Below are 25,429 nucleotides of genomic sequence, written 5' to 3'. Positions count from 1 at the left end.
TACTACTTTCTTGTTTGTACCTATTACATTTATGGAAATACACTCAAATTGTTATATAGTCAATAAGGGGATTTAATATGAATATCGCTTTAGTTACTGGTGCATCTTCTGGATTTGGGCAAGCTATTTGTCGTAAGCTAATTGCAGATGGCTATAAAGTGGTAGGTGTCGCTAGGCGTGCAGAAAAATTACAAAAGCTAGCGGATGAATTGGGAAGAAACTTTACTTTTTTAGCTTTGGATATCACAAAAAAAGATGCAGTAGAGTCAATATTGTTGCAGCTACCTAAAGAATTTCAACCTGTCGATATTTTAATTAATAATGCTGGATTAGCCTTGGGGTTAGAGCCTGCTTATCAAGCCGATTATAATGATTGGGAAACAATGATCCAAACTAACATAATTGGATTAATCCACTTGACCCATCAGCTTTTGCCTAGTATGGTTGAGCGTAATTTTGGATACATCATTAACCTTGGTTCTGTAGCCGGTACCTATGCTTACAAAGGTGGAAATGTATATGGTGCATCTAAAGCTTTTGTTAAACAATTTAGTGCTAATTTGCGTACCGATCTTTTAGGAACAAACATTAGGGTGACTAATATCGAACCTGGATTATGTGGTGATACTGAATTTTCTAATGTTAGATTTCATGGAAATAATGAGCAAGCAGCTGCCGTATACAAGGGTATTGATTATATAACTCCAGACGATATCGCCAATACTGTCTCATGGCTAGTTAATACACCAACACATTTTAATGTTAATTCACTAGAGATAATGCCTGTCGCACAAGCTCAAGCTGGATTAGCGGTTTACAAAGAAGGTGAATAATCAAATAACATCGGGATTAAATTATAAATACCGATATTCTTTAATTTTAAAAAATAGATATAAAAAACAAAATAGACTTGCACTTCTTTCTTTGGATTGCTATTCTTTTCCCTTGTAATTTTGATTGAGGTTAATGGTAATGACATTTACTGAAGTAACTAAAACATTTGCAACAAGCTTACCGGGTACAGATAGCTATGTGAAACTGCGCAACGCTATGCGGACATTGATTCAAGAAGACCCTAAAAATGCAGCAGTTTATTTTTTGATCTTTGGATTTGCGCGCACTTATGTCATGCTATATGAAGATCAGGAAATATCGCCTACGTTTGCAGAAGACAATCAAAAGTTAATGTTATCGTACCTTAATATTCTTGATGAAGCGTTAAAAAAACAAGATACTGAAAGCATCTACCAAGCTTTGAATAAAGTCGTTCATGAGTACGAAAACAGTAAAAAAGTTTTTTAAAATTACAGCCTGACATGAAAATGTCGGGCTGTTTTGTTTTTAGCGTTTAAAGTATAAATTTAGTTAGGGAAGTGATGAAAATGATAATGACTATTTCAAACATTATTGGCACCTTAAGCACTATTATTCAATATAGGGCGGGTTGATTTTCCCTTAAAAAATATAAAAACCCGCCAAAAAAGGCGGGTTTTTAGTTTATATAAAAAATATGTTCAAAAAGCATAAAAACAAATAAAAGATAAAATTTTGATATTTATAGTAATATTTTTAAAATTGCTGCCTTTTTGGCAAAAGGTATTTTGGATTTTAATGGGCATAAATTAGAACAATAAGTAAAGGTGTGATATGAAAGTTTTAAAATTTGGAGGAACTTCTGTCGCTAACGCAGAACGTTTTTTACGCGTTGCAGAGATTATTGAAAATAATGCTAAGCAAGAGCAAAACGCAGCTGTTTTATCAGCACCGGCTAAAATTACTAATCATTTAGTCGCAATGGTAGAAAAAACAGTTGCAGGGCAAGATATACAAAATAATATCTATGATGCTGAAAAAATCTTTGCTGATTTATTAGAAGGCATTGCAAAAGCACAACCTAATTTTGCTTATGAACAGATGAAGCGCTTTGCACTTGATGAATTAAATAATATTAAGCAATTGCTTAAGGGGATTGGTTTATTAGGTCAATGTCCTGATAGCATTAATGCATCAATTATCTGCCGTGGTGAAAAACTTTCTATCGCCATTATGGAAGAGCTACTAAAGGCTAAGGGGCATTTAGTTACTGTAATCAATCCAGTCGCGATGTTAATTGCAGAAGGTAGCTATTTAGAATCAACGGTCGATATTGCAGAGTCTTCACACCGCATTAGTGAAATGCGTATCCCACAAGATCATATTATTTTAATGCCTGGCTTTACAGCAGGTAATGAGAAAGGCGAGTTAGTTGTTCTTGGGCGTAATGGTTCAGACTATTCAGCTTCGGTACTAGCAGCATGCTTACGTGCTAATAGCTGTGAAATATGGACAGATGTTGATGGTGTCTATACCTGTGATCCCCGTATTGTACCCGATGCTAAACTACTTACAACGATGTCTTATCAAGAAGCCATGGAACTTTCATATTTTGGTGCAAAAGTGCTTCACCCAAGAACAATTTTACCTATTGCCCAGTTCCAAATCCCTTGTTTAATTAAAAATACGAATAACCCTGATGCACCGGGAACACTGATTGGAGCAAATGTGGTTGATTCAACAAACCCAGTAAAAGGTATTACCAATTTAAATAACATGGCAATGATCAATGTTTCTGGTCCTGGATTAAAGGGCATGGTTGGTATGTCTGCCCGTGTTTTTTCAGCAATGTCTTATGCAGGTATTTCAGTGGTACTCATTACTCAATCTTCATCAGAATATAGTATCAGTTTTTGTGTACCTCAAACTGAACTGTATCGCGCAGAAGAAGCATTAAGTGATGAGTTTTTCTTAGAATTAAAAGATGGATTACTTGAACCAATTGAAGTGATCGAAAAACAAGCAATTATCTCTGTTGTCGGTGATGGTATGCGGACATTGCGAGGCTTATCGGCTAACTTTTTTACAGCGCTTGCTAGAGCCAATATTAATATTGTTGCAATTGCACAAGGTTCATCTGAACGGTCTATTTCAGTTGTGGTTGATAATGATGTTGCCGTGATGGGCGTACGTGTTGCACATCAGATGTTATTTGGTACTGATAAAATGCTTGATGTGTTTGTGATTGGTGTCGGTGGTGTTGGTGGTGCATTAATTGATCAAATCGAACGTCAACAAGCATGGCTTAAAAATAAACAGATCGATTTGCGTGTTTGTGGGTTATTTAATTCTAAACATAACGTTGTTAATCGCGATGGTATCGATCTTTCAAATTGGCGAGAGCAAATTAAGCACAGTGAAAATAGTTACTCATTAGATGGAATTATTGAGTTTGCTAAAAATAATCGATTACTTAATCCCATTTTAGTTGATTGTACTTCTAGTGGTGAAATATCTGATAAATATGCAGACTTTTTAGCTAATGGTTTTCATGTTGTCACGCCAAATAAAAAAGCAAATACAAGTTCAATGGCTTATTATTTACGTTTACGTCAAGAAGCCGAAAAAAGTAAACGTAAATTTCAGTACGACACCAATGTTGGAGCTGGCTTACCCGTTATTGAAAACTTACAAAATTTACTTAATGCTGGGGATGAACTAATTAAATTCTCTGGCATATTATCAGGTTCGCTCTCTTTTATTTTTGGAAAACTTGATGAGGGCATGTCATTGTCTGAAGCCACTAAATTGGCAAAAGAAAAAGGCTTTACTGAACCTGATCCTCGTGATGATTTATCGGGTACAGATGTCGCTAGAAAGCTATTAATTTTAGCCCGAGAAGCAGGATTACAATTAGAGCTTGATCAAATCGAAGTTGAATCGGTTTTACCTGAACAATATGCGCAAGGTAGTATTGATGAGTTTATGGCTAAATTACCGCAATTAGATTTAGAGTTTAAAGCAAAATCAGAACAAGCGGCAAAACAAGGCAAAGTATTACGTTATGTTGGTAGCATAGAAAACAATCAATGCAGTGTTAGAATTGAAGCTGTCGATAGTGAAGATCCTCTTTATAAAGTCAAAAATGGCGAAAATGCCCTAGCATTTTATACACGTTATTACCAACCAATTCCTTTGGTCTTACGTGGTTATGGTGCCGGGAATGATGTCACAGCAGCAGGTGTTTTTGCTGATATTTTACGAACTACATCTGGCAAAATTGGGGGTTAAATGAGTCATAAATCTTTAACTGTTTATGCACCAGCATCAATGGCCAATATTAGTGTTGGCTTTGATATATTAGGTGCAGCAATTAGCCCGATTAGTGGTGCGATGCTGGGGGACTGTATTACCGTTGAATCTGCTAATGAATTTTCCCTTACTAGCAAAGGTCAATTTGTAAAAAAACTACCCGATAATCCTAAATATAATATTGTTTATCAATGTTGGCAGCGCTTTTGCCAAGCAATGGGTAAAAAATTGCCTGTCAGTATGACGCTTGAAAAAAATATGCCAATTGGCTCGGGACTAGGATCAAGCGCTTGCTCTGTGGTTGGGGCGTTTGTTGCTTTAAATGAGTTTTTTGATAAACCATTTAATGAGTTTGAAATGCTTTCAATGATGGGTGAACTTGAAGGGCGTATTTCGGGTAGTGTGCATTATGATAATGTGGCACCCTGCTATTTGGGTGGAATGCAACTTATCCTTGATGAAATGGGCATCATTAGTGAATCGATACCTCATTTTGAAGATTGGTACTGGGTAATGGCATATCCAGGCATTAAGGTTTCAACCGCTGATGCGCGCGCAATATTACCTGCCCAGTATCAAAAAGCTGATTGTATAGCGCATGGGCGCTATGTTGGTGGGTTCTTGCATGCTTGTTATACCAAGCAATCTAAGCTAGCTGCGACAATGCTTTTTGATAATATTGCAGAGCCGTATCGCAAACAGCTATTGCCTCACTTTGATGAAACACAAAAACGGGTTAAACAACTTGGTGCGTTGGCATCGGGTATTTCCGGTTCTGGTCCAACAATGTTTGTGATTACCGATAAACTTGAAACTGCTCAACAAATTGAATCACTGCTTAAACATTGTTATTTACAAAATGATGAAGGTTTTACCCATATTTGTAAAATAGATGCCCAAGGTACAAGAGTGATCTAAATTTATTGATTATATATAAAAAAATCGGGTTAAACCTAAGAAGACGCCAACTTTCACTGATTAAGTTGACATCAGAAAGAGCACAAAATTAAAGCGTAAAGATAACTGGAATATATTATGAAATTGTATAACTTAAAAGATCATTACCAGCAAGTTAGTTTTGCTGATGCAGTGCAACAAGGATTAGGAAGAGGGCAAGGTTTATTCTTCCCTCAAGAGCTACCTAAATTTTCTATAAACGAAATTGAATCATTATTAGAACTCGATTTTGTGACTCGTAGTGCTAAAATCTTATCTGCTTTTATTGGTGATGAGATTAGCTTTGATGATATGCATGGGCTCGTTAACAATGCGTTCCAATTTCCTGCACCTGTAAAATCGGTAGAAGCAGATATTGGCTCACTAGAACTCTATCACGGGCCAACGCTCGCATTTAAAGATTTTGGTGGACGTTTTATGGCGCAAGCATTAGTCCAAGTTGCAGCAGATAAAAAAATTACTATTTTAACCGCTACATCTGGTGATACTGGAGCCGCTGTCGCCCATGCATTTTATCATTTACCTAATATTCGGGTCGTAATTTTATATCCCGAGGGAAAAATTAGCCCATTACAAGAAAAACTTTTTTGTACGCTTGGTGATAATATCCATACTATTGCGATTCAAAGCGACTTTGACGCTTGCCAAACATTAGTTAAAAAAGCGTTTGATGATGAGGAATTAAAAACTAACATTGGTTTGAATTCTGCTAATTCTATCAATATTAGCCGATTACTAGCGCAAATTTGTTATTACTTTGAAGCTTATGCACAACTAACGCCTAAGCAACGTGAACAACTTGTGATTTCAGTACCCAGTGGTAATTTTGGTGATTTAACTGCTGGTTTGCTAGCAAAAACGATGGGCTTACCAATTAAACGGTTTATTGCTGCAACAAATGCGAATGATACCGTACCACGATATTTAGAAACCGGAAAATGGGAACCTCACGCAACAGTTGCAACGCTATCTAATGCAATGGATGTTAGCCAACCTAATAATTGGCCTCGAATTGAGGAAATTTATAAAAGAGAAGGTTGGGCACTTAAATCACTTGGTCATGCTGCTGTGTCTGATGAAGTTGCTAAGCAGACCGTTCGTGAACTGAATCAAAAAAACTATTTGTCAGAGCCCCATGGTGCAATTGCTTACCGTGCATTACGTGATCAACTGCAAGACGGTGAATATGGTCTGTTTTTAGGTACGGCACATCCAGCTAAATTTAAAGAGGTGGTTGAAGATATTCTTGGTAAGTCAATTCCACTACCAAAAGCGCTAGCAGAACGCGCAGATATGACATTACTTTCCCATAATATGCCTGATGATTTTGCCAAATTACGTGATTTTTTAATTAACTTAGATTGGTAAATATTGTGCCGTTGCCCAATAGGCGACGGCATTTTTTACTTAATGATAGTGTCCCAATTTGTTTACTTGATTGACTAGCCAATTTTATCCTCACAGTCATCATCTTCATTTTTAATGCTTAAATTTACTTGTACTACCCCATCTAAAAATAGAAGATACTAATCAACCTTGTTTAAATTAAAATTTTCAGCTATTGTAAGCTTAATTATGTCATTATAAGGATATTGTTATGTACTGTCCGTTTTGTAATGCAGATGATACAAAGGTGATTGATTCACGTCTTGTCGGTGAAGGATATCAAGTGCGTCGCCGTCGCCAGTGTGTCGAGTGCAATGAACGTTTTACCACATTTGAAATTGCTGAATTAATTATGCCTAATGTCATTAAAAGCAATAAAGTTCGTGAACCATTTAATGAAGATAAATTACGTAATGGTATCAAAAGGGCACTTGAAAAACGCCCAGTGAGTTTTGATGCCATTGAAGATGCTATTACACGTATAAAATCTAAACTTAGAGCAACTGGTGAACGCGAAGTTCCAGCAAAATTAATTGGTGACTATGTGATTGAAGAACTCAAAAACTTAGATAAAATTGCTTATATTCGTTTTGCTTCGGTCTATTTTAGTTTTGATGATATCGAACAATTTAGTAATGAAATTGCTAAGCTACAACAGAAATAATACCCCAAATGACGATGATAAACGACAATGATTATTTTTATATGCAACAAGCGATTGAGCTAGCCAAGCTCGGTCGTTTTACCACATCACCAAATCCTAATGTTGGTTGTGTGATTGTAAAAGATAATCAAATCATTGGTAAAGGTTATCATCAAAAAGCAGGGCTCCCACATGCCGAAGTTTATGCACTACAAATGGCAGGGAATAATGCTAAAGATGCAACAGCATACGTAACACTAGAACCTTGTAGCCATTTTGGTCGAACGCCACCTTGTGCCGATGCCCTAATCAAATCGCAAATTAGGCGTGTTGTTATTGCCATGCAAGATCCCAATCCAAATGTTTCGGGCAATGGTATAAAACGATTGCGTGATGCGGGAATTGAAGTGGTTGTTGGGGTATTAGATAGGCAGGCTGAAACTCTCAATCAAGGCTTTTTAAAACGAATGCGAACTGGATTGCCATATGTACAACTTAAACTTGCCACTTCTCTTGATGGTAAAGTGGCAATGGCATCGGGCGAAAGCAAATGGATCACATCAAGCAAGGCAAGACAAGATGTACAGCAGTTTAGGGCACAGGCAAGTTGTATTTTAAGTACCCGAATGACGGTACAAACCGATAACGCGAGTTTAACGGTTAGATATGCTGAATTACCTGATGATATAAAACAAGTTTATTCCGCCGAAAAAATTCGGCAGCCCATTCGTGTCATTATTGATGGTCAAAACCAATTAACCGGTGATGAGAATCTTTTTAAGCAATTAGGCGAAATATGGGTAGTGCGGAAGCAAGCTATTTCCATCAATAAGCCTAACAGCCAATTAATAGTTGAATCCTCACCCAAAAATAATATTGATTTAGTGCATTTAATGACAATTTTAGGTCAAAAAGGTATTAATTCTGTCTGGGTTGAAGCGGGGGCCCAGCTAGCTGGTGCTCTAATAGAACAAAACTTAGTTGATGAATTGATTATCTATTACGCACCTAAATTACTTGGCCATAATGCAAAAGATATGTGTATATTGCCTAACTTACACAATTTGTCAATGGCGCCAAATTTTCGATTTGAATCAGTTGTTATGGTGGGCGAAGATCTGCGAGTTATTTTAAAACGGATATAATTCTATTAACAAAAAATCATCTATTAAACGATATAGTCGAAAGCTAAAATGGGCTTCATTATAAAACTACAAATCTAGGTTTTGATTTTAAATTAGGACGTCTGTTTGTTTTTAACTGATACCTTCAATCGTAACTAGATATTTAAACATCATATCAATGAAGATGATAAACGTTATTATTCTGATATCGGTGAACCATTTATTATCTTTAGTCTTAGCTTTAAAAAGAATTTAGTATTATTGGAAATAAATAATAATAAAAGCATTATCGATAATAGGTTTAAATATTTCAAATCTAAAAAATAACTTTATATTTAAATCAAAGCTTAAGCTTAACAGCTAATGCCAACTAGTATTAAGTAACATAAAAACATCAATCCCATGAATGAGAATACAATCTCATCATGGGATGATTAATATCAACTACCTTGTAATATTTTTAATAAATCTTCAGTGGTATTAATTGCTTTAATGCGTTTAAGGGTATCTTCAGCAATTACAGCACGAGTTAATTGCCGTAAAATATCTAGATGTTCATTGGTTTTTGCTGCTATACCTATGACAACATAAGCAATATTGTTATCTTCATCCCAATAGATTCCTTCAGGATAATAATTTATTTTTAGCCCTGTTTCGATGACACTATCACGTTTGTCAGTGGTTCCATGCGGAATTGCGATGCCATTACCTAAAAAGGTTGAGATTTGCGCATCGCGATCAAACATAGCTTGAGTATAATCATCTTTAACTAAACCGGCTTTGATCATCGCTTCTGATATTGACTGAATGGCTTCTTGCTTAGAGTGAGATCCGCTTATGATTGAAATATCATTAGTTGTCAGTTTTAAATGACTCATTTTTCGTCCTTATTAATTTTGATATACCGAAAAGTTATCGATGTATCAACTGGTTAATTATACTGTGTCTTTAATTGCTAATTGTCGATTTTGATGAATACGCATTAAACCTAATAATATGGCACCAATAAGTGCACCAGCGAAAATACAACCCACCCAGAGAAAAGGTTTATTTACCAATGGCAGTACTAAAAAGCCACCATGGGGCGCAGGGACTTGAATTTTGCTTAAGAAAGTTAATACAGAAGCAATGGCCGATGATAGCATCATGATTGGGAGCACGTGTAATGGATCTTTTGCCGCAAAAGGAATCGCGCCTTCGGTAATGTGCGTTGAACCTAAAATATAGTTTACCATTCCAGCTGCACGTTCTTCTTCAGTAAAAGCTTTGTCGCGGAAAATAGTCGTTGAAAAAGCAATCACAAAAGGTGGCACAATACACGCAGCAGAAACTCCAGCCATAAAGTAAAAGTTACCTTCACCTAATAGCATGGTGCCAGTCACATAGGCTGCTTTATTGACAGGACCGCCAAAGTCAAAAGAGCACATTGCTCCAATTACTATACCAAGTAAAATAGGATTAGCGGATTGTAATGATTCAAGGAATGATTTCATGGCATTGTTAATGGTTGCAATCGGTCCGCCTAGTAAATACATGCCGGCACCGATCACAAAGACACCGATTAATGGCATGATAAAAATAGATTTTAGCCCTTCAAATGAACGAGGCAAACAGTCTAACCACTTTTTGACATAAAGCATCAAGTAACCCGCGGCAAAACCAGCAATAATGCCGCCTAAAAAACCAGCTCCGGTCATATTGGCAATCAACCCGCCAACAAAACCGGCAACCATTCCAGGCCTTCCTCCTATAGAGTAAGCGACAAAACCGGTAAAGATTGGCACCATAATACCAAATGCTTGCCCGCCTATTTTCATCAATAATGCAGCAAATTCATTGTATTGTGCATTGGTTTCATCTGCTGAATAGATCCCCCATAAAAATGAGAGTGCAATTAATACCCCACCAGCAACAACAAAAGGCAACATGTTAGAGACACCACTCATAAGGTGTTTATAAATCTGTCGACCCATCGATTCTTTTACATCTATTGGGTTAGATGGTGAAACCGAGTTTTTGGTGTCGTTTTTATCGCTTTTGCGGATAGGAACCTTACCTGAAGTGATTTGTTCAATTAGTGCGGCTGCTTTATGAATACCATCTTTGACAGGGACTTCAATAACAGGCAATCCATCAAAACGGTTTGGATTGACATCTTTGTCTGCTGCTATAATAACACCCATTGCACTGGCAAGATCTATATCGGTGATGGCATTATCAGCCCCTCCTGCACCATTGGTTTCCACTTTAATTTCAACGCCTGCTTTTTCAGCAGCCACTTTCAAGGCTTCTTCTGCCATATAGGTATGGGCAATGCCCGTTGGGCAGCCTGTTACAGCTAATATTTTTTTCATAATAATCCCCCTTACTTTATTTGGGTAACTTCAAGCTGATCCATATAAATATTGACTTTATCTAATAACCCTAATCCATCTGATTCGGCCACGTTAGCACCAGTCGCAGCCGCTTTTTTTATTGATTTTTCAATATGTTGTTGCTCAGGTAACCATTCACTAAGAAAAGCCGCCAGTGAAGCATCACCAGCACAAGCAGAGCTGATTAATTTGATTGCTACAGCATTGCAATACCAAATATGCACCCCATTAGAAAAGTAGAGTCCCTTGGCCCCCATGGTTAATAAAATGTTTTGTGCACCTTGCGCGTGTAGCGTTTCTAGCGTGGTAATGATTTGTGATGTGGTTCTTGTTTCAAGACCAAAAATCTCTTTTACTTCATCATCATTAGGTTTAATTAATAGTGGCTTATAGGTAAGTAACTGGCTTAATTTTTTGTGGCTAATATCAAGAATAACTTTAATATTTTTTTGATTACATAAATCTAAAATAGTTTCATAATATTCAGGCTCAACATTATTAGGTAAACTACCACTAATAACTAAATAGCTATTGTTGACTAATGATTCAATGATAGTGAGCAGTTCGATTTTTTTATCGTTCGGTACAAATGGACCTTTACTCACCAATTTATATTCATTTTGCCCATCATTAATAAAAACATTGATACGGGTAATATCGTCAATAAAACAAGGTTTTGTTTCAATCTGCATTTTTGTCAGTTCATCGGTAATATATTTACCTGAAAACCCGCCAAAAAAGCCTATTGCACAAGTTGGTTTAGCAAATTTATGTAAGACAATGGAAACATTGATTGCTTTACCATTGGGACTATATTTCGTGTGTAATGTGCGATTGACGCTATTAGGGTTAAGCCCCTGACAATGAATATTCATATCGATTGCCGTGTTAAGCGTTAATGTATAGATCATCATCTCGACCCCCTATAATTTGCCTGCACATCCACATGTCGCAATAATTTTTTTGACAATATCTTTCATTGCTGCTTTTGCAGGTTTCATATAGTGACGAGGATCATTAGCATCAGGATGTTCAATAAGATACTGTTTTAGGGCATCTGAAAATGCAATTTTTAATTCGGTTGCGACATTGACTTTACAAATGCCACGTCGAATACACTCACGGACATCCTTTTCTGGCACGCCAGATGCACCATGTAATACAAGGGGGATATCAACCATTGAACGGATTTCTGATAAGCGTTCAAAATCTAGTTTGGGTTCTGATTTATAAAGACCATGTGCGGTACCAATGGCGATAGCAAGAGAGTCAATTCCAGTTTTTTCAATAAATTCTACTGCTTGCTTAGGATTGGTATATAAAGCATCTTTTGCATCAACAACGAGATCATCTTCAACGCCTCCAAGACGGCCTAGTTCAGCTTCAACGCTGACATCGTAACGGTGGGCGTAATCCACCACATGTTTAACAATCGCAATATTTTCTTCAAATGGGAAATGTGAACCATCAATCATCACCGAGCGAACACCGGCGCTAATTTTATGAGCTATATCGTCGAATTGTTCATGATGATCTAAATGAACTGCTAATGGAATGTTATGTTTTTTCGATAACTCATCAGCAATGGCAATAATATTTTCTGTTCCGGCATAACTATATGTCCCAGGTGTGCCAGCTAAAATGACAGGGGACTGCAATTCGGCGACAGTTTCGACAACAACCTGCATGGTTTCTAAATTATGGATGTTAAAGGCAGGTACAGCGTAGTGTTCTGTTTGCGCTTTTTTTAACATATTGTGGCTTGAAATGATAGACATATGACTTTCCCTTAATAATTTGGTTTTGATTGATATTGTGCTAATAACTTTCTTTTTGAAATTTATTGTTAATGAATATACTTTCAAAACGTAAGTTATTCTAGTGGTAATCACGTGAGATAGATCACAAAATTCAACTTTACTTTCGAAACGAAATAAAAATAATTTATAAATTTTCGTTTTGATGGTTAATATGTATATAGGGAATGCTGCAAAATAAAGAATGTGTTAAGCATTATTAATATGATTTATAAGGTAAAACATTGATCTAGTTTGATGTTGACCAAGTATAGGATTAATTCTATTATCACTGCTTCTTTATTTTTATCTACAGCATGGGAAATAAAATTGGCTAGAGCATCTTCAGCCCTATTAAAGCGACGATTGCAAATTGCAGAAATAGTTCGTCAGCAAGGCGAAGTTAAAGTTGATGAGTTATCAGAATTGCTTCAAGTCTCGAATGTGACTATTCGTCAAGATTTAACTTATTTAGAGCAGCAAGGATATTTAAAGCGATCCTTTGGTGGAGCGATTTATATTGCTCCAGAGAGTGTGTTTAATCAGGCAAGTACCATTACCCAAAGTTATACACAAAGTGTTAGTGATTGTCGTGATATTGAATTAGTCAAAGTCTGCTTAAGTTATATTAATGATGGTGATACGTTGTTTTTAAGCCATGGCAATTTAATAAGGAAATTGATTCCATTTTTACATAGCAAAAAATCATTAATACTTATTATGAATGATATTAGTAACGCACAATTAGCAAAAGAATTTACCGATGCTGAAGTGATTGTTGTTGGCGGCGTGTTACTTGATGGCAATATTTTGCAAGATAACAAGATGATTAATTTTGTCTTGAATCAATTTTCAGTCACGCATTTTATCACTGAATTAAGTGCAATTAATTCTGATAATCAATTGATTATTGAAAATTTAGAACAAGTTAAAACTTATCAACAAATAATGAAAAAAGCGGCACATACTATTGGCATTTTGCCACAACGCATCGCCCATAATGATAACAATAGCATTGGGATATTAGCTGATATTGATATGGTGGTTTTGTCACGACCGGCTGTGACTGAATATCATCAACAATTATTAGATACTCATTTTGATCAGCTTATTTCCAATAAATATTGTGTGACTTATCAAAACATCTTGGAGACATAATATGCATTTTAAAATCTGCACGATAGGTGAGCTGTTGGTTGAGTTTTTGGCGAAAACACAAAATCAACGTTTCGATCAAACAGGAGAGTTTATCGGTCCTTTTGTTAGTGGTGCTCCCGCAATATTTGCAGATCAAGTTGCAAAATTAGGTTTTCCCGTTGTCTTTTTTAGTTGTGTCGGAAAAGATGCCTTTGGCAAAATGTGTATTAGTCGCCTCAAAAAGGACGGTGTGATTATTGATGGCATTACTTCACATCATAAAGCCAATACCGGCAGTGCATTTGTTACTTATAAAGGTGCTAACGAAAGAGATTTTATTTTTAATATTCCAAATAGTGCATGTGGTTTACTTTCATTTAATCATATTAATGAAAACTTATTAAAAGATTGTACTCATTTACATGTAATGGGGTCATCGCTTTATTCGTTTCGCGTGATTGATGCTATGCGTAAAGCGTTAGATATTATCAAAAATAAAGGCGGTACAATTTCATTCGATCCTAACTTACGCAAAGAGATGTTTGATATACCCGAAATGGAGCAATCTTTTGATTATATTATGGAATATACCGATATCTTTTTACCGAGTGAAAATGAAGTCAGTTATTTTGCTGAGCATAATGGTGAAACAGAGCAACAAACCATGTCTACTTTGCTAAAAAAAGGTATTAAGCATATAGTGGTAAAAGGGGGCACTAAAGGCGCTAATTACTATGGACTTAATGAACAAGGTCATTTAAAAACACTGCATATTAATGGGTACAAGGTCAATTTGCTGGATCCAACAGGAGCCGGCGACTGTTTTGGCGCAACATTCGTCAGTTTAATGTTGGCAGGTTATTCGGTCGAAAAAGCCTTGCAATATGCAAATGCGAGTGGTGCACTTGCCGTATCTAAGAAAGGCCCAATGGAAGGCACATCTACATTAGCTCAACAAGAACAATTTCTTTCGCACGCTTCTTTCAACTAATCATTAAAAGCAATAATACTATTAATAGTATAGGCAAAAAAAATCCCAATAACAAAGTTATTGGGAAAACATAAGGAATAGGAAAACAATGAAATAAATGCATTGTCGAGAGACATTATGCACTTTTTTTTAAAAAAAGTATGTAAAGATAACAGAATGATTGATTAAATAGTTCGTATCTATCATGTTAAATAAATGTAAACAATTATCTTATTTTAAATAAATTAATATATATCATTTAATTAACTATAAAAATAGCTCTAATAACGAATTCAAAAATAACTTTCCATGATCGGTTATTTGCCAGTTTTGCTTATCCTCAATTAAATAGTTTTTTTCAATGGCAGTTGCTATTTGATTCTCGATTGTTTGTAATGGTAAATAAGTTCGTTGTTCAAATTCGTGTTTAGGAGTTGGTTCAAATAGTCTAAAACGATTCATAAAAAATTCAAAGGGCAGATCTTCTTCCGGTACTGTATAATATTTATCTAAATAACGTCCTTCTAAATACCCTTTTGGGTGACGCGTTTTTATGGTGCGAATAATTTTGCCATCAGGTTGTGTTAATTTACCATGAGCACCACATCCAATACCTAAATAGTCCCCAAATCGCCAATAATTTAAATTATGTTGGCATTGGAAATCTTCTTTAGCATAAGCCGAAGTTTCATATTGCTGATAACCATGGCTTGTCAATAATTGATGTCCTCGTTGATAAATTTCCCAAAGTTTATCATCATCTGGTAAAACGGGTGGTTTTGATCCAAATAGTGTATTGGGCTCAATAGTTAATTGATACCAAGACAAATTAGGCGGCGCGATAGCAATGGCTTGTTCTAAGTCATATATGGCATCATCAATACTTTGATTTGGCAATCCATGCATTAAGTCTAAATTAAAACTTCTTAAATTTAATTTTTGGGCTAGTTTTCCTGCTGTGATTGCTTCTTTGGGATCATGTATCCGCCCTAATTTAACCAGCTTATCGGCTTGAAAACTTTGCACACCAATTGATATTCGATTTATACCTGCTTGCTGATAACCATTGAATCTTTCTATATCTACAGAATTTGGATTGGCTTCAATGGTGATTTCGGCATTCTTATTTATGGGGATAATCTTATTTATATTCAATAATAATTTATCAATCAATTCAGCAGAAAACAGACTCGGTGTACCTCCGCCAATAAAGATTGAATGAATTGAACGGTTTGAACAAAAAACAGCATCATGCTGTAAATCTTTAATCAAATGCTCTACATAAGCTTCATAATCTGGCGTTCTTTTAACGGTATGTGAATTAAAATCACAATAAGGACATTTTTGTACACACCATGGCATATGAATATACAAACTCATTGGGATTTTATACATAAACGTAGCCTTTCCTGAAACTTTTTAACAAAAATAACCCGTGTGTTATCTTATTTTTATAGCCGGCCATTTTACTCCAATTTATTAAAAAAAGCTTTTGGCATCTATAGTGTTTTTATTATTAAGTTAAAAAGCGTACAATTATCGATATGTTTCGATATTAATTGTTGATTAAATTTATTATTTAGGAGTAAGTATGAGTATATATAAAGCGATTTTAGATAGTGGCTTATCAGGCGTATCACTAAGCTCATCGGTTAAGCAATCGACTTATGGTGAACTCCCTATTGTGGTTATTAACCATAAAACTTGCAAGGCAGCGGTTACATTACAAGGTGCACATTTGCTATTTTGGCAACCCGCTACTGAGCAACCCCCCGTTGTTTGGCTAAGCGACAAAACAAATTTTAAACAAGGAGTGGCTATTCGAGGAGGGGTACCCGTTTGCTGGCCTTGGTTTGGTCAATTAGGGAATCTTTCTCATGGTTTTGCGCGTATTGTTGAATGGAAATTAGACTCTTGTAAAGAGGGCGATAATGGTGTTGATCTCATATTGTCTCTTACTAATAATCAGCAGACAGCACCTTATTGTCACCAACCTTTTACTGTGTCATTAAATCTTCATTTAGGTAAAACTTGTGAAGTTACTTTAAGCTGTTTTGCTGACTTTGATGTAACTAGTGCGCTACATACTTATTTTGGTATTGATAACATTGACCATGTTGTAGTCAAAGGTTTAGGTGAAACTTATCAAGAACGACTTGCAGTTGAAAACAAACCGGCGACAGTAGGTCAATTAACTTTTAATCAAGAAGTCGATCGTATTTATACTGATGCGAGTAAACAACTAACGATAACTGATGGCATCCGAACAATTCGATTAACCAATACTAATGTCAGTGATGTAGTTACTTGGAATCCATGGATAAATAAAGCTAAAGCCATGGCGGATTTTGGTGATGATGAATATAAATCAATGGTTTGTGTAGAATCCGGTTGTATTACAAAACCATTAAAATCATCTCCTAATAAAAAATCAACTTATGGTTTTCTGATAGAATTGATCTAATCGTTCATATTTTATGCCACATACGCAATCAATGTTTTACTCATTTGTAATATGATTAATTGATTGCGTTTACAGGCATAACACTTTATAATCCACACCACTTTTTAAAGTGCTAGTTTGATAGTCAACTACTGGGTCGCCTGTAATTGGCTTTTATTTTAAATCATTAAGAGAAATAAATATGTTTACATTCAAAGCTGAAGTTAGAAAAGAGCATGGTAAGGGTGCGAGCCGCCGCCTGCGTCACGCTGGTCAATTCCCAGCCATCATTTATGGTGGAACTGAACCTGCAATCTCTGTTGTGCTTGATCACAACCAAATCTTTAATATGCAAGAAAAACCAGAGTTTTACTCTGAAGTGTTAACTATCGAGGTTGACGGCAAAGCAGTTAAAGTAAAAGTACAAGCAGTACAACGTCATGCATTTAAACCAAAATTAGTTCATATGGATTTTGTACGCGTATAATTTATATATTGGAATATTATCCAATTCCTTGTTTCAAGCAAAAGGTCACCACAGTGGTGACCTTTTTGTTTTAGCGCTAATGTAGGCTAATGCCTATTGTTATGATTTAGCCTGTACACTAACCATCCAACATAATAGAATAATTACATTATACCATCCTAGGAGAAAACCATGTCTGATATCCCAGCTTGCGATTTAGTTATTTTTGGTGCTAAAGGGGATTTGACAAGACGTAAATTACTACCGTCTTTATATCAACTAGAAAAATATGGAAAACTACCTGAACAAACCAAGATTTTAGGCGTAGGACGCGCTGATTGGGATCATGCCGCTTATTGTGAAGTTGCAAAAGATGCACTCATCTCATTTATGCCGGAGCCGTTAGACGATAGTATTTGGCGACGATTTAGTCAACGATTGGATTTTCATAAATTAGATGTTAATGATAGCGCGGGTTTTGCAGGGTTGAAAAATAAACTTGATTCAGGTCATCCCGCTATTTTCTATTTTGCAATGCATCCAGGTGCTTTTGGGACTATTTGCCAAGGTTTAGCTGCCGCAGGATTAAATCAATCACAAAACCGCATTGTGATGGAAAAACCACTTGGAACTGATTTGCAATCATCTCGTGAAATCAATGATTCGGTGGCTAAATTCTTTAGTGAATCACAAGTTTATCGTATTGATCATTATTTAGGTAAAGAGTCAGTACTAAATCTCTTAGCCTTACGTTTTGCCAATACAGTGTTTGCGTCATTTTGGGATCGTAATTCTATTGATCATGTCGAAATTACAGTAGCTGAACAAGTAGGCATTGAAGGACGTTGGGGGTATTTTGATAAAGCCGGTCAAATGCGTGATATGGTGCAAAATCATTTATTACAAATATTAACCATGATTGCCATGTCACCACCCGCTAACCTTGAAGATGACAGTTTACGTAGTGAAAAGATAGCCGTACTAAATGCCCTTAGGCCAATTGATAAAACCAATATACGCGAAAAAGTAGTTCGTGGACAATATACAGCAGGATTCGTTAATGGTGTTAATGTACCGGGCTATCTAGAAGAAGACGGCGCAAATCAAAAAAGCAATACCGAAACATTTGTTGCGATTCGAGTTGATATTGATAACTGGCGTTGGGCGGGCGTTCCATTTTATTTACGTACAGGTAAGCGTTTACCGAGCAAATGTTCTGAAGTTGTTGTTTATTTCAAACCATTACCACTTAATCTATTTAGTGAATTTTATCCACAATTACCGCAAAATAAATTGACAATTCGTTTACAACCTGATGAAGGAATGGATATTGAAATTCTAAACAAAGTACCGGGATTAGATAGTACTCACAATTTACAAACCACTAAACTTGATTTAAGTTTTAGCGAAACTTTTCACCAACAAAGCGCTGATGCCTATGAGCGTTTATTACTTGAAGTTATGCGGGGGCGCCAAGCGTTATTTGTTCATCGTGATGAAGTTGAAGCAGCATGGAAATGGGTTGATTCAATTATTAGTGCATGGGAAACAGAAAAAGAACCACCAAAAACTTATCAAGCTGGAACTTGGGGACCAGTCGCATCCGTTGCCTTAATCACTAAAGATGGGCATTCATGGCACGAATTTGAATAAAGGAAAAATAACTATGTTTACGTTAAATAAATATCAAAATAGTCAATTATTGATCGAAGATTTAACCTCACATATCGTCAATGAATTAAAACAGGCCATTGTACAAAAAGGACATGCTTCTATTGCGGTTTCGGGGGGGAAAACACCTATTCCATTATTTGTATCACTAAGTCAACAAAATATAGAATGGAGCCGAGCTTTTATTACATTAGTTGATGATAGATGGGTTGATGATAATGATGATGCCAGTAACGAAAAGTTAGTGATGACGCATTTATTACAAAACAATGCAAAATTGGCTAATTTTGTCGGTTTAAAAAACAGTTGTGATAATCCATTTGATGGCGCCGAAATGACTGACAAGATGTTAGATAAAATTCCGATGCCATTTGATGTAATTGTTTTAGGTATGGGCGAAGATGGACATACAGCTTCATTATTCCCAGGGGCAGCTAATTTAGCGGCCGGTTTAGATATGAAATCTGGTCAAAAAGTTGTTGGAATGACACCATTAACAGCGCCACTTGATCGTATTACTTTAACGTTACCTACTATTTTAAATAGTAAAAATATCTATCTACATTTAGTTGGTGAAAGTAAAATGCAGGTATTAGAACAAGCCGAAAAAGATCATAATGTTAATCAAATGCCTATTCGTGCTGTTTTGCAGCAGGACAAAGTGAATGTCACAGGGTTTTGGACTGCATCTTAAATTTTTTACAGTTTTGTTTGCCAACTTACGTAGGTAATGAATTTTTACAATAAATTTTGCTTCCAAAGCACTGGATCAGCAGTGCTTTGACCTTAACAATTAATCCTCTGAATTCTCTTTTATGGGCTTTTCTGCTTGTTTTGCTGTTTTTGTTTTTCTTTTTCGGCTGGCTTTTTTCTTGGGTCTTTTAAATTGACCATAGTCGATAAGCTCACCCGTTTCGTCATCAATCACGCCCCACTCTTGGCTATTATCTAAAATCGCCTTTTGTTCAGTCGGGTGGGTAATCTGATAGGGTGGTTTTGTAAATACCCCAAACCCAGTACACAACTCACGTAGAAAATTAAGCTGCCTGTTTTAGTGTTTTATACTCAATCGGCGTCATATTATTTAGTGCTTCATGAGGTCTTTCGGTGTTATAACTGGTTAGCCATTCTTCGGTTACCTTTCTTACTTGTTACAGATTATTAAATAAATATAAATCTAATACCTCTGTGCGATAGGTACGATTAAATCGTTCAATATAGCCATTTTGATAAGGGCTACCGGGCTGGATATAATCAATGGCTATATCATGGGATTTAGCCCAGTTTATAAAGGTTTTTCCTGTAAATTCTGATCCATTATCGACTCGTATTTTTAATGGATACCCATGATATTCAGCCAGTTTATCTAAGTAACGGGTAACTCTCCCTGCCGGTAAGCTGACTGCAATATCAATACCTAACGCCTCACGATTAAAGTCATCGATGACATCGAATGTCCTAAAGTGACGTTGATTACCACTACTGTCACTCATAAAATCCATTGACCAACATTCACCTTATTTATTGGGTACTAATAACCTTTCCGGGCATCGTGGAGGAATGCGTTTTTTACGCTTTACCCTGAGATTAAGCTTTAATTCACAATACACCCGATACACCCGTTTATGATTCCATTTATAGCCGAGCTATCTGATACGATTAAAGCATTTAGGAAAGCCCCAGCGTAAATGCCGATCTGTGATAGCATTCAACACCGAAACAATCACTGAATCATCCAGTAACTTAGGTTGATAATAGTAAGCACAACGGCTTAAGCCAACAATGGCACAACTCATAGCAATAGTAACTGAATGATTTTGTTGTAGTTGCTTTGCCCACGTTTTACGTGCCTTTGTGGGCACTAAAGCTTTTTTATGATTTCTTCCTGAAGCTGGGATTTTAAGATCAGTTCTGTAACTACCCCTTAAAATAGTACAGCAAAAGAGTAGAAAATTCTCTTTATTAATCCACTGAGGATTTAACCATGAAAAAAATGACTGAACATCAGATTGTATCTATTTTAAAAGAAGCTGAGGCCGGTATCCCTGTCAAGGAACTTTGCCGTAAATATGGCATGGGAAATTCAACTTTCTATAAATGGCGAGATAAATATCATGGTTAAAAAATTTAGTATCGAATTCAAACAACAACCAGTTGATTATGCATTATCTCATGCACACCTTTCTATTAGCGAACTTTCCAACCATCTAGGTGTGGGTAAATCAACCCTAGATAAATGGATTAGGCAACTTTCCCCGAATAAAACCAGCCGTCGAGAGTTAACGGCTGAGCAACAGCGGATTATGGCGTTAGAAAAAGAGATTAAAGAACTGAAAATGGCCAATGATATACTAAAAAAGGCGCATGTGTACTTCATCAATAATCCAAGTCGGTGAAGTACGCTTATATGAAAAATCATTTAACCTGCTATCCCGTTACTAAGATATGCTCATTACTTGGTGTCAGTTCATCGGGTTATGATGCTTGGTTAAAAAGAGCAAACAAATCAGCCAAACTCAGCGAGTATATTAAAAAGCAGTATTGGCAACATAAGGCCCGTTTGGGTGCGCCAAGCCTGCTTCATGATGCTAGGGAAGCGGGCTATCTAGTTTCAGAAAGGACAATTAGCCGTGTTTTGCAACAATTGGGATTACGGAGTAAAGCAGCACGTAAATTCAAGTATAAAACAGACACGGCTCATCGCAATATTGTGCCCAACACGTTAGATAGGCAATTTAACCCTGATAAGCCGAATACGACATGGGTAACCGATATTACTTATATTAAAACGGGAGAAGGTTGGTTATATTTGTCGGTGATTATCGATTTATATGGACGAAAAGTAATTGCTAGGCAAACGAGTCGCTACATAGACCGTCATTTAGTGTGTAATACATTAAAACAAGCCTTATTGCGGCGTCATTTTCCTAAAAATGTACTCATTCATAGTGACCAAGGAAGCCAATATTGCAGTGCTGATTTCAAGCAGTTATTGTTACAATATGGACTAAGGCAAAGCATGAGTCGAAGAGGAAATTGCTTTGATAATGCGGTTGTTGAAAGTTTTTTTCATACACTCAAAACACATATTATTCATGACTGTTACTACAAAACGAGAAAACTGGCTAATAAAGCACTATTTGAATATATTGAAATCTATTATAATCGGATACGCCGTCATTCATCTAATGACTGGGTATCACCTGAACAATATGAACAACAATATTACCAAAACGAAAAAATGATAGAGGCGGGCACTGTCTAATATTTTGGCGAGGATCAAGGTACTGATAAATTACCATATGTATAAACCACTTTGATTTTTATTGAGACCTTTGTACGGTAAAGCTTCACTCAAACTAAATTTTTAACCGTGCTTTTTTGAGGCATTTGGGCTTATATTTAGACCTAAATACCTCTAGATAAGTGACTATTTATCGCCATTTCCCTATTCTAGGCGCCTTTCCTGCTGTACAGATAACTCTAGTTTGATATCAAAGTTCAATAAGCTGCCTGAAAGATGAGCTTGGATTAGTTCAGTCAATGGAGTTTCAAATTAAACCGTATTTACGAAACCAAAGAATAAGTAGAAAGCTTTATGAAGATAGCAGAAAATGAAATACACATCTGGTTTACCTATAATGAGGAAATAAATCCCGATTTTGCTTTGACCAACTATGTCCAATTTTTGAATCATCAGGAATTGGAGCAGTGGCAAAATTATACTTTGACAAGTATAAACACCAATATTTGGTAACCCGAATGTTAGTGCATGATGTTCTGAGCAGATATCTACAAGGTATTCCTGCCAAAAATATAGAATTCAGAACTAATTCTGCACATTCTCTTTTAAATTCACTACTTAGTTGTCTTGTCACGGGATAATCTTATTAGTTGATGCTTTTTCATACCGCTAAGAATATCTGCAAGAAAAGTATACCGTTACACTGTGTAAGTGGTTTAGAAAATTAGTTTAAACAGAAAAAATACCTTATTAAAGTTGAAACCTGCGTCAGCGGTTGAGACTCTTTATAGTTCATTCAATTGTTCAATACTGAATAAGTGGCTTAGCAGTATCGTTGAATAAGCGAAAAAAACGGAACTCACATGTTCCGTTTTTTTGTATGCTAAATCCTTGTATTCACTCGGCCAAAGAAAATATAGACAATAACCGCTAGAAAACCAAAAGCCAGAGACACAAAAAACATTGCCTGATAAGCGCAGTTTATTGAAATTATTTGATGTTGAGTGAGGTTGATTAATATTCCTGATACTACGCCTCCAAATGCACCACCAATTTGCTGTGTAACACGCGTGATAGCGCTCGTGTCCTTAATTTGATTTTTATCACAGAACTCAAATGGAGAAGAGAGAACAGCAATCGTGGCGACGCCTAATCCGGAACCTCGAACAGTAAAACCGATAATTTCAAAGGCGTTGCCACCTACTTGAATTATTAATATACTTATTGCTGATATTATTAATCCTACACCAATAATTAGAAATGAATTTATCTCACTTAGAGATTTATAAATAAATTTTCTAGCCAACCAGGCACCTACACCTTGTAGAGCTAGCAACATACCAATATATGTAATAGATATATTATCATTTATTGCTTGTATTAAAGGAAAAAAAATCATGAAACCAAAAAAGATAAGTGACGTCAGAAATCCCATAATTATTGCGAACGAATATTGAATACAACTAAATGAACTTAAATCGATCAGTTTACTGTCTGACTTGTTATTAATAATAAGCGAAACCAGCATCAAACCAATACCTAAAACTAGCATAATAATATTAAAAATATCAAAAAAATGCCCAGAAGTGATATTTTTAATAGAGATGAAAAATATTATTAAAGCAATTAAAAATGTCATTAATACATAAATATTCATATTGTATTTAGACGTTTTATTATCAGGCATTGTCGTTCTACCAAATAAAAAAGCCATAAGTACTAAAGGTATGTTGATAAAAAAAGCTATTCTCCAATTTAACTGTTCTGATATGATTGCTCCAAAAATTGGCCCTAGTGCAGGGGCAAAGACTGACGGAATAGCAATCAATGCCATAACCGGCTTTAGTCTTTCCTTACCAAAATAAGTTGCTATTGTAGATTGAGTAATAGGAATTAAAATTCCTGCACCAAAACCTTGTAGACATCTATACAAGATTAAAGAAACCAGATTATATGAAAATCCAACTAATATAGAACCAACAAGAAAGACAAAAATTGAGCATACCCATGCTTTCTTGAGTCCAAAATTTTCATGTACATAAGGTGATAGTAATATGCCAGCTGCGCAAGCAAGCATATATATGGTAACAGCCCATTGCATATAAGCATAAGAGGTATTAATGTCATTCGAAATTGAGGGTAAAATAACATTAACAATACTGCTATCTAATAATGGCAATATACTAGATAGTGTCATAGCAAACACTAACTTTCTTTCTGAGGTTGTCAGGTCAATCGATTGCTTCATATTAAACTCTTTCCAGATTATATTGAGTTGCGCCTCGTGTATATATTCCACCGAACGTTGGCGGTGTAATTTCTTTATAATTTTTAAGTATTAAAACTAATTTTTGAAGGGCGATATTTAATTGCATATTTGCAAATTGAGCACCAATACAAGCATGAATTCCCACTCCATATGAAAGATGTCCCTTAAATTCTCTTCGTGGATTGAATGTGTTTGGGTGTTCAAAATATTTTTCATCTCTATTTGCTGATGGTATTAAGGAAAATATTAAATCTCCTTTTTTTAAGTTAACACCTTCAACACAACTATCATCCTCGACTTGGCGTGGAATTAAATGAACAGGTGGTGTAATTCGTAAGCTTTCCTGCAAGATACTATTAGTGCTGCAATCATTGGGGATAACTAGATCAATATAAGATTCATTTCTATAAAGGTGATAGATACAATTTGCTAAAACTTTATCAACTGGTTCTGAAGCTGCAAGTAAAATGTTTAATGAAAGTGCGACTATCTCACTATCACTTAATATTTCACTTTCATTACTATTATGAATAATAAAAGAAATAATATCATCTCCAGCACACTTTTTACGTTCATCGATTAAATCCAATATCACTTTTTCCAATTCTTCAGATGCAAATAGTGCGATATCTTTGTAACTATCCCCTAAAATAGTACAGCAAAAAAGTAGAAAATTCTCTATGATAAAAGTAAAGGGGATTTAATTATGAAAAAAATGACTGAACATCAGATTGTATCTATTTTAAAAGAAGCTGAAGCCGGTATTCCTGTCAAGGAGCTCTGTCGTAAATATGGCATGGGTAATTCAACTTTCTATAAATGG

At 35.8% G+C, this 25,429-nt stretch carries 23 protein-coding genes and 3 pseudogenes; 16 read left to right on the top strand and 10 right to left on the bottom strand.

The window, feature by feature from the left end; translation table 11 throughout:
- The first annotated feature begins 77 nt into the window (after positions 1-77).
- From ACYIAM_RS05200 to ribD, 7 genes are all read left to right on the top strand, one after another.
- Entirely contained in the window at positions 78-833 is a 756-nt protein-coding gene (locus tag ACYIAM_RS05200) for an SDR family NAD(P)-dependent oxidoreductase (protein ID WP_483747506.1), read from the top strand.
- Positions 834-972: 139 nt separating this feature from the next.
- Positions 973-1,302, top strand: a complete 330-nt coding sequence (locus ACYIAM_RS05195; RefSeq protein ID WP_174796629.1) for a hypothetical protein — start codon at positions 973-975, stop codon at positions 1,300-1,302.
- 345 nt (positions 1,303-1,647) lie between these two features.
- Complete coding sequence (gene thrA, locus ACYIAM_RS05190; protein ID WP_483747505.1) at positions 1,648-4,104, top strand: bifunctional aspartate kinase/homoserine dehydrogenase I; 2,457 nt, start codon at positions 1,648-1,650, stop codon at positions 4,102-4,104.
- Positions 4,105-5,043 carry a homoserine kinase gene (thrB, locus tag ACYIAM_RS05185; protein WP_483747504.1) on the top strand — a complete coding sequence of 313 codons (939 nt, stop codon included), beginning with the start codon at positions 4,105-4,107 and terminating at the stop codon, positions 5,041-5,043.
- 117 nt (positions 5,044-5,160) lie between these two features.
- Positions 5,161-6,450: a threonine synthase gene (gene thrC, locus ACYIAM_RS05180; protein ID WP_483747503.1), complete on the top strand. Its 1,290-nt coding sequence runs from the start codon at positions 5,161-5,163 to the stop codon at positions 6,448-6,450.
- Between the two features lie 229 nt (positions 6,451-6,679).
- Positions 6,680-7,132 (top strand): transcriptional regulator NrdR, encoded by a 453-nt coding sequence (gene nrdR, locus ACYIAM_RS05175; RefSeq protein ID WP_065587000.1) that lies wholly within the window; start codon positions 6,680-6,682, stop codon positions 7,130-7,132.
- A 14-nt stretch (positions 7,133-7,146) separates the two neighbouring features.
- On the top strand, positions 7,147-8,256 hold the full coding sequence (gene ribD / locus ACYIAM_RS05170; RefSeq protein WP_483747554.1) for a bifunctional diaminohydroxyphosphoribosylaminopyrimidine deaminase/5-amino-6-(5-phosphoribosylamino)uracil reductase RibD: 1,110 nt from the start codon (positions 7,147-7,149) through the stop codon (positions 8,254-8,256).
- A 419-nt stretch (positions 8,257-8,675) separates the two neighbouring features.
- On the opposite strand, the gene ACYIAM_RS05165 is transcribed toward ribD, so the two are convergent.
- The 4 genes from ACYIAM_RS05165 to ACYIAM_RS05150 are packed head-to-tail and all read right to left on the bottom strand — an operon-like array spanning position 8,676 to position 12,388.
- Positions 8,676-9,113, bottom strand: a complete 438-nt coding sequence (locus tag ACYIAM_RS05165; protein ID WP_483747502.1) for a PTS mannitol transporter subunit IIA — start codon at positions 9,111-9,113, stop codon at positions 8,676-8,678.
- A 57-nt stretch (positions 9,114-9,170) separates the two neighbouring features.
- Positions 9,171-10,589 (bottom strand): PTS fructose transporter subunit IIC, encoded by a 1,419-nt coding sequence (locus ACYIAM_RS05160; protein ID WP_483747501.1) that lies wholly within the window; start codon positions 10,587-10,589, stop codon positions 9,171-9,173.
- Between the two features lie 11 nt (positions 10,590-10,600).
- Positions 10,601-11,521 carry a 1-phosphofructokinase family hexose kinase gene (locus ACYIAM_RS05155; RefSeq protein ID WP_483747553.1) on the bottom strand — a complete coding sequence of 307 codons (921 nt, stop codon included), beginning with the start codon at positions 11,519-11,521 and terminating at the stop codon, positions 10,601-10,603.
- Between the two features lie 12 nt (positions 11,522-11,533).
- Positions 11,534-12,388: a tagatose bisphosphate family class II aldolase gene (locus ACYIAM_RS05150; RefSeq protein WP_483747500.1), complete on the bottom strand. Its 855-nt coding sequence runs from the start codon at positions 12,386-12,388 to the stop codon at positions 11,534-11,536.
- Between the two features lie 348 nt (positions 12,389-12,736).
- On the opposite strand from ACYIAM_RS05150, the gene ACYIAM_RS05145 reads away from it, so the two are divergent.
- Complete coding sequence (locus tag ACYIAM_RS05145; RefSeq protein WP_174796622.1) at positions 12,737-13,564, top strand: DeoR/GlpR family DNA-binding transcription regulator; 828 nt, start codon at positions 12,737-12,739, stop codon at positions 13,562-13,564.
- A gap of 1 nt (position 13,565) precedes the next feature.
- Positions 13,566-14,534 (top strand): sugar kinase, encoded by a 969-nt coding sequence (locus ACYIAM_RS05140; protein WP_174796621.1) that lies wholly within the window; start codon positions 13,566-13,568, stop codon positions 14,532-14,534.
- Positions 14,535-14,780: 246 nt separating this feature from the next.
- On the opposite strand, the gene hemW is transcribed toward ACYIAM_RS05140, so the two are convergent.
- On the bottom strand, positions 14,781-15,908 hold the full coding sequence (hemW, locus tag ACYIAM_RS05135; RefSeq protein WP_483747499.1) for a radical SAM family heme chaperone HemW: 1,128 nt from the start codon (positions 15,906-15,908) through the stop codon (positions 14,781-14,783).
- Between the two features lie 196 nt (positions 15,909-16,104).
- Between hemW and ACYIAM_RS05130 the strand changes: the two genes are divergently transcribed.
- The 4 genes from ACYIAM_RS05130 (at position 16,105) to pgl (ending at position 19,787) form a co-directional block, all read left to right on the top strand.
- A complete protein-coding gene (locus ACYIAM_RS05130) occupies positions 16,105-16,977 on the top strand; it encodes a D-hexose-6-phosphate mutarotase (protein WP_483747498.1) in 873 nt (290 codons plus the stop codon).
- Positions 16,978-17,158: 181 nt separating this feature from the next.
- On the top strand, positions 17,159-17,443 hold the full coding sequence (rplY, locus tag ACYIAM_RS05125) for a 50S ribosomal protein L25 (RefSeq protein WP_065637261.1): 285 nt from the start codon (positions 17,159-17,161) through the stop codon (positions 17,441-17,443).
- Positions 17,444-17,614: 171 nt separating this feature from the next.
- The gene (gene zwf, locus ACYIAM_RS05120) at positions 17,615-19,075 is read left to right on the top strand and encodes a glucose-6-phosphate dehydrogenase (protein WP_174796618.1); all 1,461 of its coding nucleotides are present in this window, start codon (positions 17,615-17,617) and stop codon (positions 19,073-19,075) included.
- 13 nt (positions 19,076-19,088) lie between these two features.
- Positions 19,089-19,787 carry a 6-phosphogluconolactonase gene (gene pgl / locus ACYIAM_RS05115; RefSeq protein WP_483747497.1) on the top strand — a complete coding sequence of 233 codons (699 nt, stop codon included), beginning with the start codon at positions 19,089-19,091 and terminating at the stop codon, positions 19,785-19,787.
- Positions 19,788-19,886: 99 nt separating this feature from the next.
- Here pgl and ACYIAM_RS05110 read toward each other — a convergent pair whose 3' ends face one another.
- The 3 genes and pseudogenes from ACYIAM_RS05110 to ACYIAM_RS05100 form a co-directional block, all read right to left on the bottom strand.
- Complete coding sequence (locus ACYIAM_RS05110; RefSeq protein ID WP_483747496.1) at positions 19,887-20,117, bottom strand: hypothetical protein; 231 nt, start codon at positions 20,115-20,117, stop codon at positions 19,887-19,889.
- A 13-nt stretch (positions 20,118-20,130) separates the two neighbouring features.
- Positions 20,131-20,595, bottom strand: a pseudogene (locus ACYIAM_RS05105) (integrase core domain-containing protein).
- A 144-nt stretch (positions 20,596-20,739) separates the two neighbouring features.
- Positions 20,740-20,955 carry a hypothetical protein gene (locus ACYIAM_RS05100; protein WP_483747495.1) on the bottom strand — a complete coding sequence of 72 codons (216 nt, stop codon included), beginning with the start codon at positions 20,953-20,955 and terminating at the stop codon, positions 20,740-20,742.
- A 122-nt stretch (positions 20,956-21,077) separates the two neighbouring features.
- Here ACYIAM_RS05100 and ACYIAM_RS05095 point away from each other — a divergent pair.
- Together ACYIAM_RS05095 and ACYIAM_RS05090 are read left to right on the top strand one after the other, a co-directional pair.
- Positions 21,078-21,212 (top strand): annotated as a pseudogene (locus ACYIAM_RS05095) (transposase); the annotation flags it as partial.
- A pseudogene (locus tag ACYIAM_RS05090) lies at positions 21,208-22,358 on the top strand (IS3 family transposase). The pseudogenes ACYIAM_RS05095 and ACYIAM_RS05090, both read left to right, overlap by 5 nt.
- Positions 22,359-23,220: 862 nt before the next feature.
- Here the strand turns inward: ACYIAM_RS05090 and ACYIAM_RS05085 are convergent.
- Both ACYIAM_RS05085 and ACYIAM_RS05080 read right to left on the bottom strand, forming a co-directional pair.
- A complete protein-coding gene (locus tag ACYIAM_RS05085; RefSeq protein ID WP_483747494.1) occupies positions 23,221-24,585 on the bottom strand; it encodes an MFS transporter in 1,365 nt (454 codons plus the stop codon).
- 1 nt (position 24,586) lies between these two features.
- Complete coding sequence (locus ACYIAM_RS05080; protein WP_483747493.1) at positions 24,587-25,195, bottom strand: cytochrome P450; 609 nt, start codon at positions 25,193-25,195, stop codon at positions 24,587-24,589.
- 117 nt (positions 25,196-25,312) lie between these two features.
- On the opposite strand from ACYIAM_RS05080, the gene ACYIAM_RS05075 reads away from it, so the two are divergent.
- Positions 25,313-25,429, top strand: a 117-nt coding sequence (locus tag ACYIAM_RS05075; RefSeq protein ID WP_483747552.1) for a transposase, incomplete at its 3' end; no start/stop codon positions are given.

It is taken from the genome of Gilliamella sp. X-60 (genome assembly GCF_057063585.1).
Note: the sequence above shows the minus strand (reverse complement) of the source record. Positions and strands in the feature narration are given on the sequence as shown.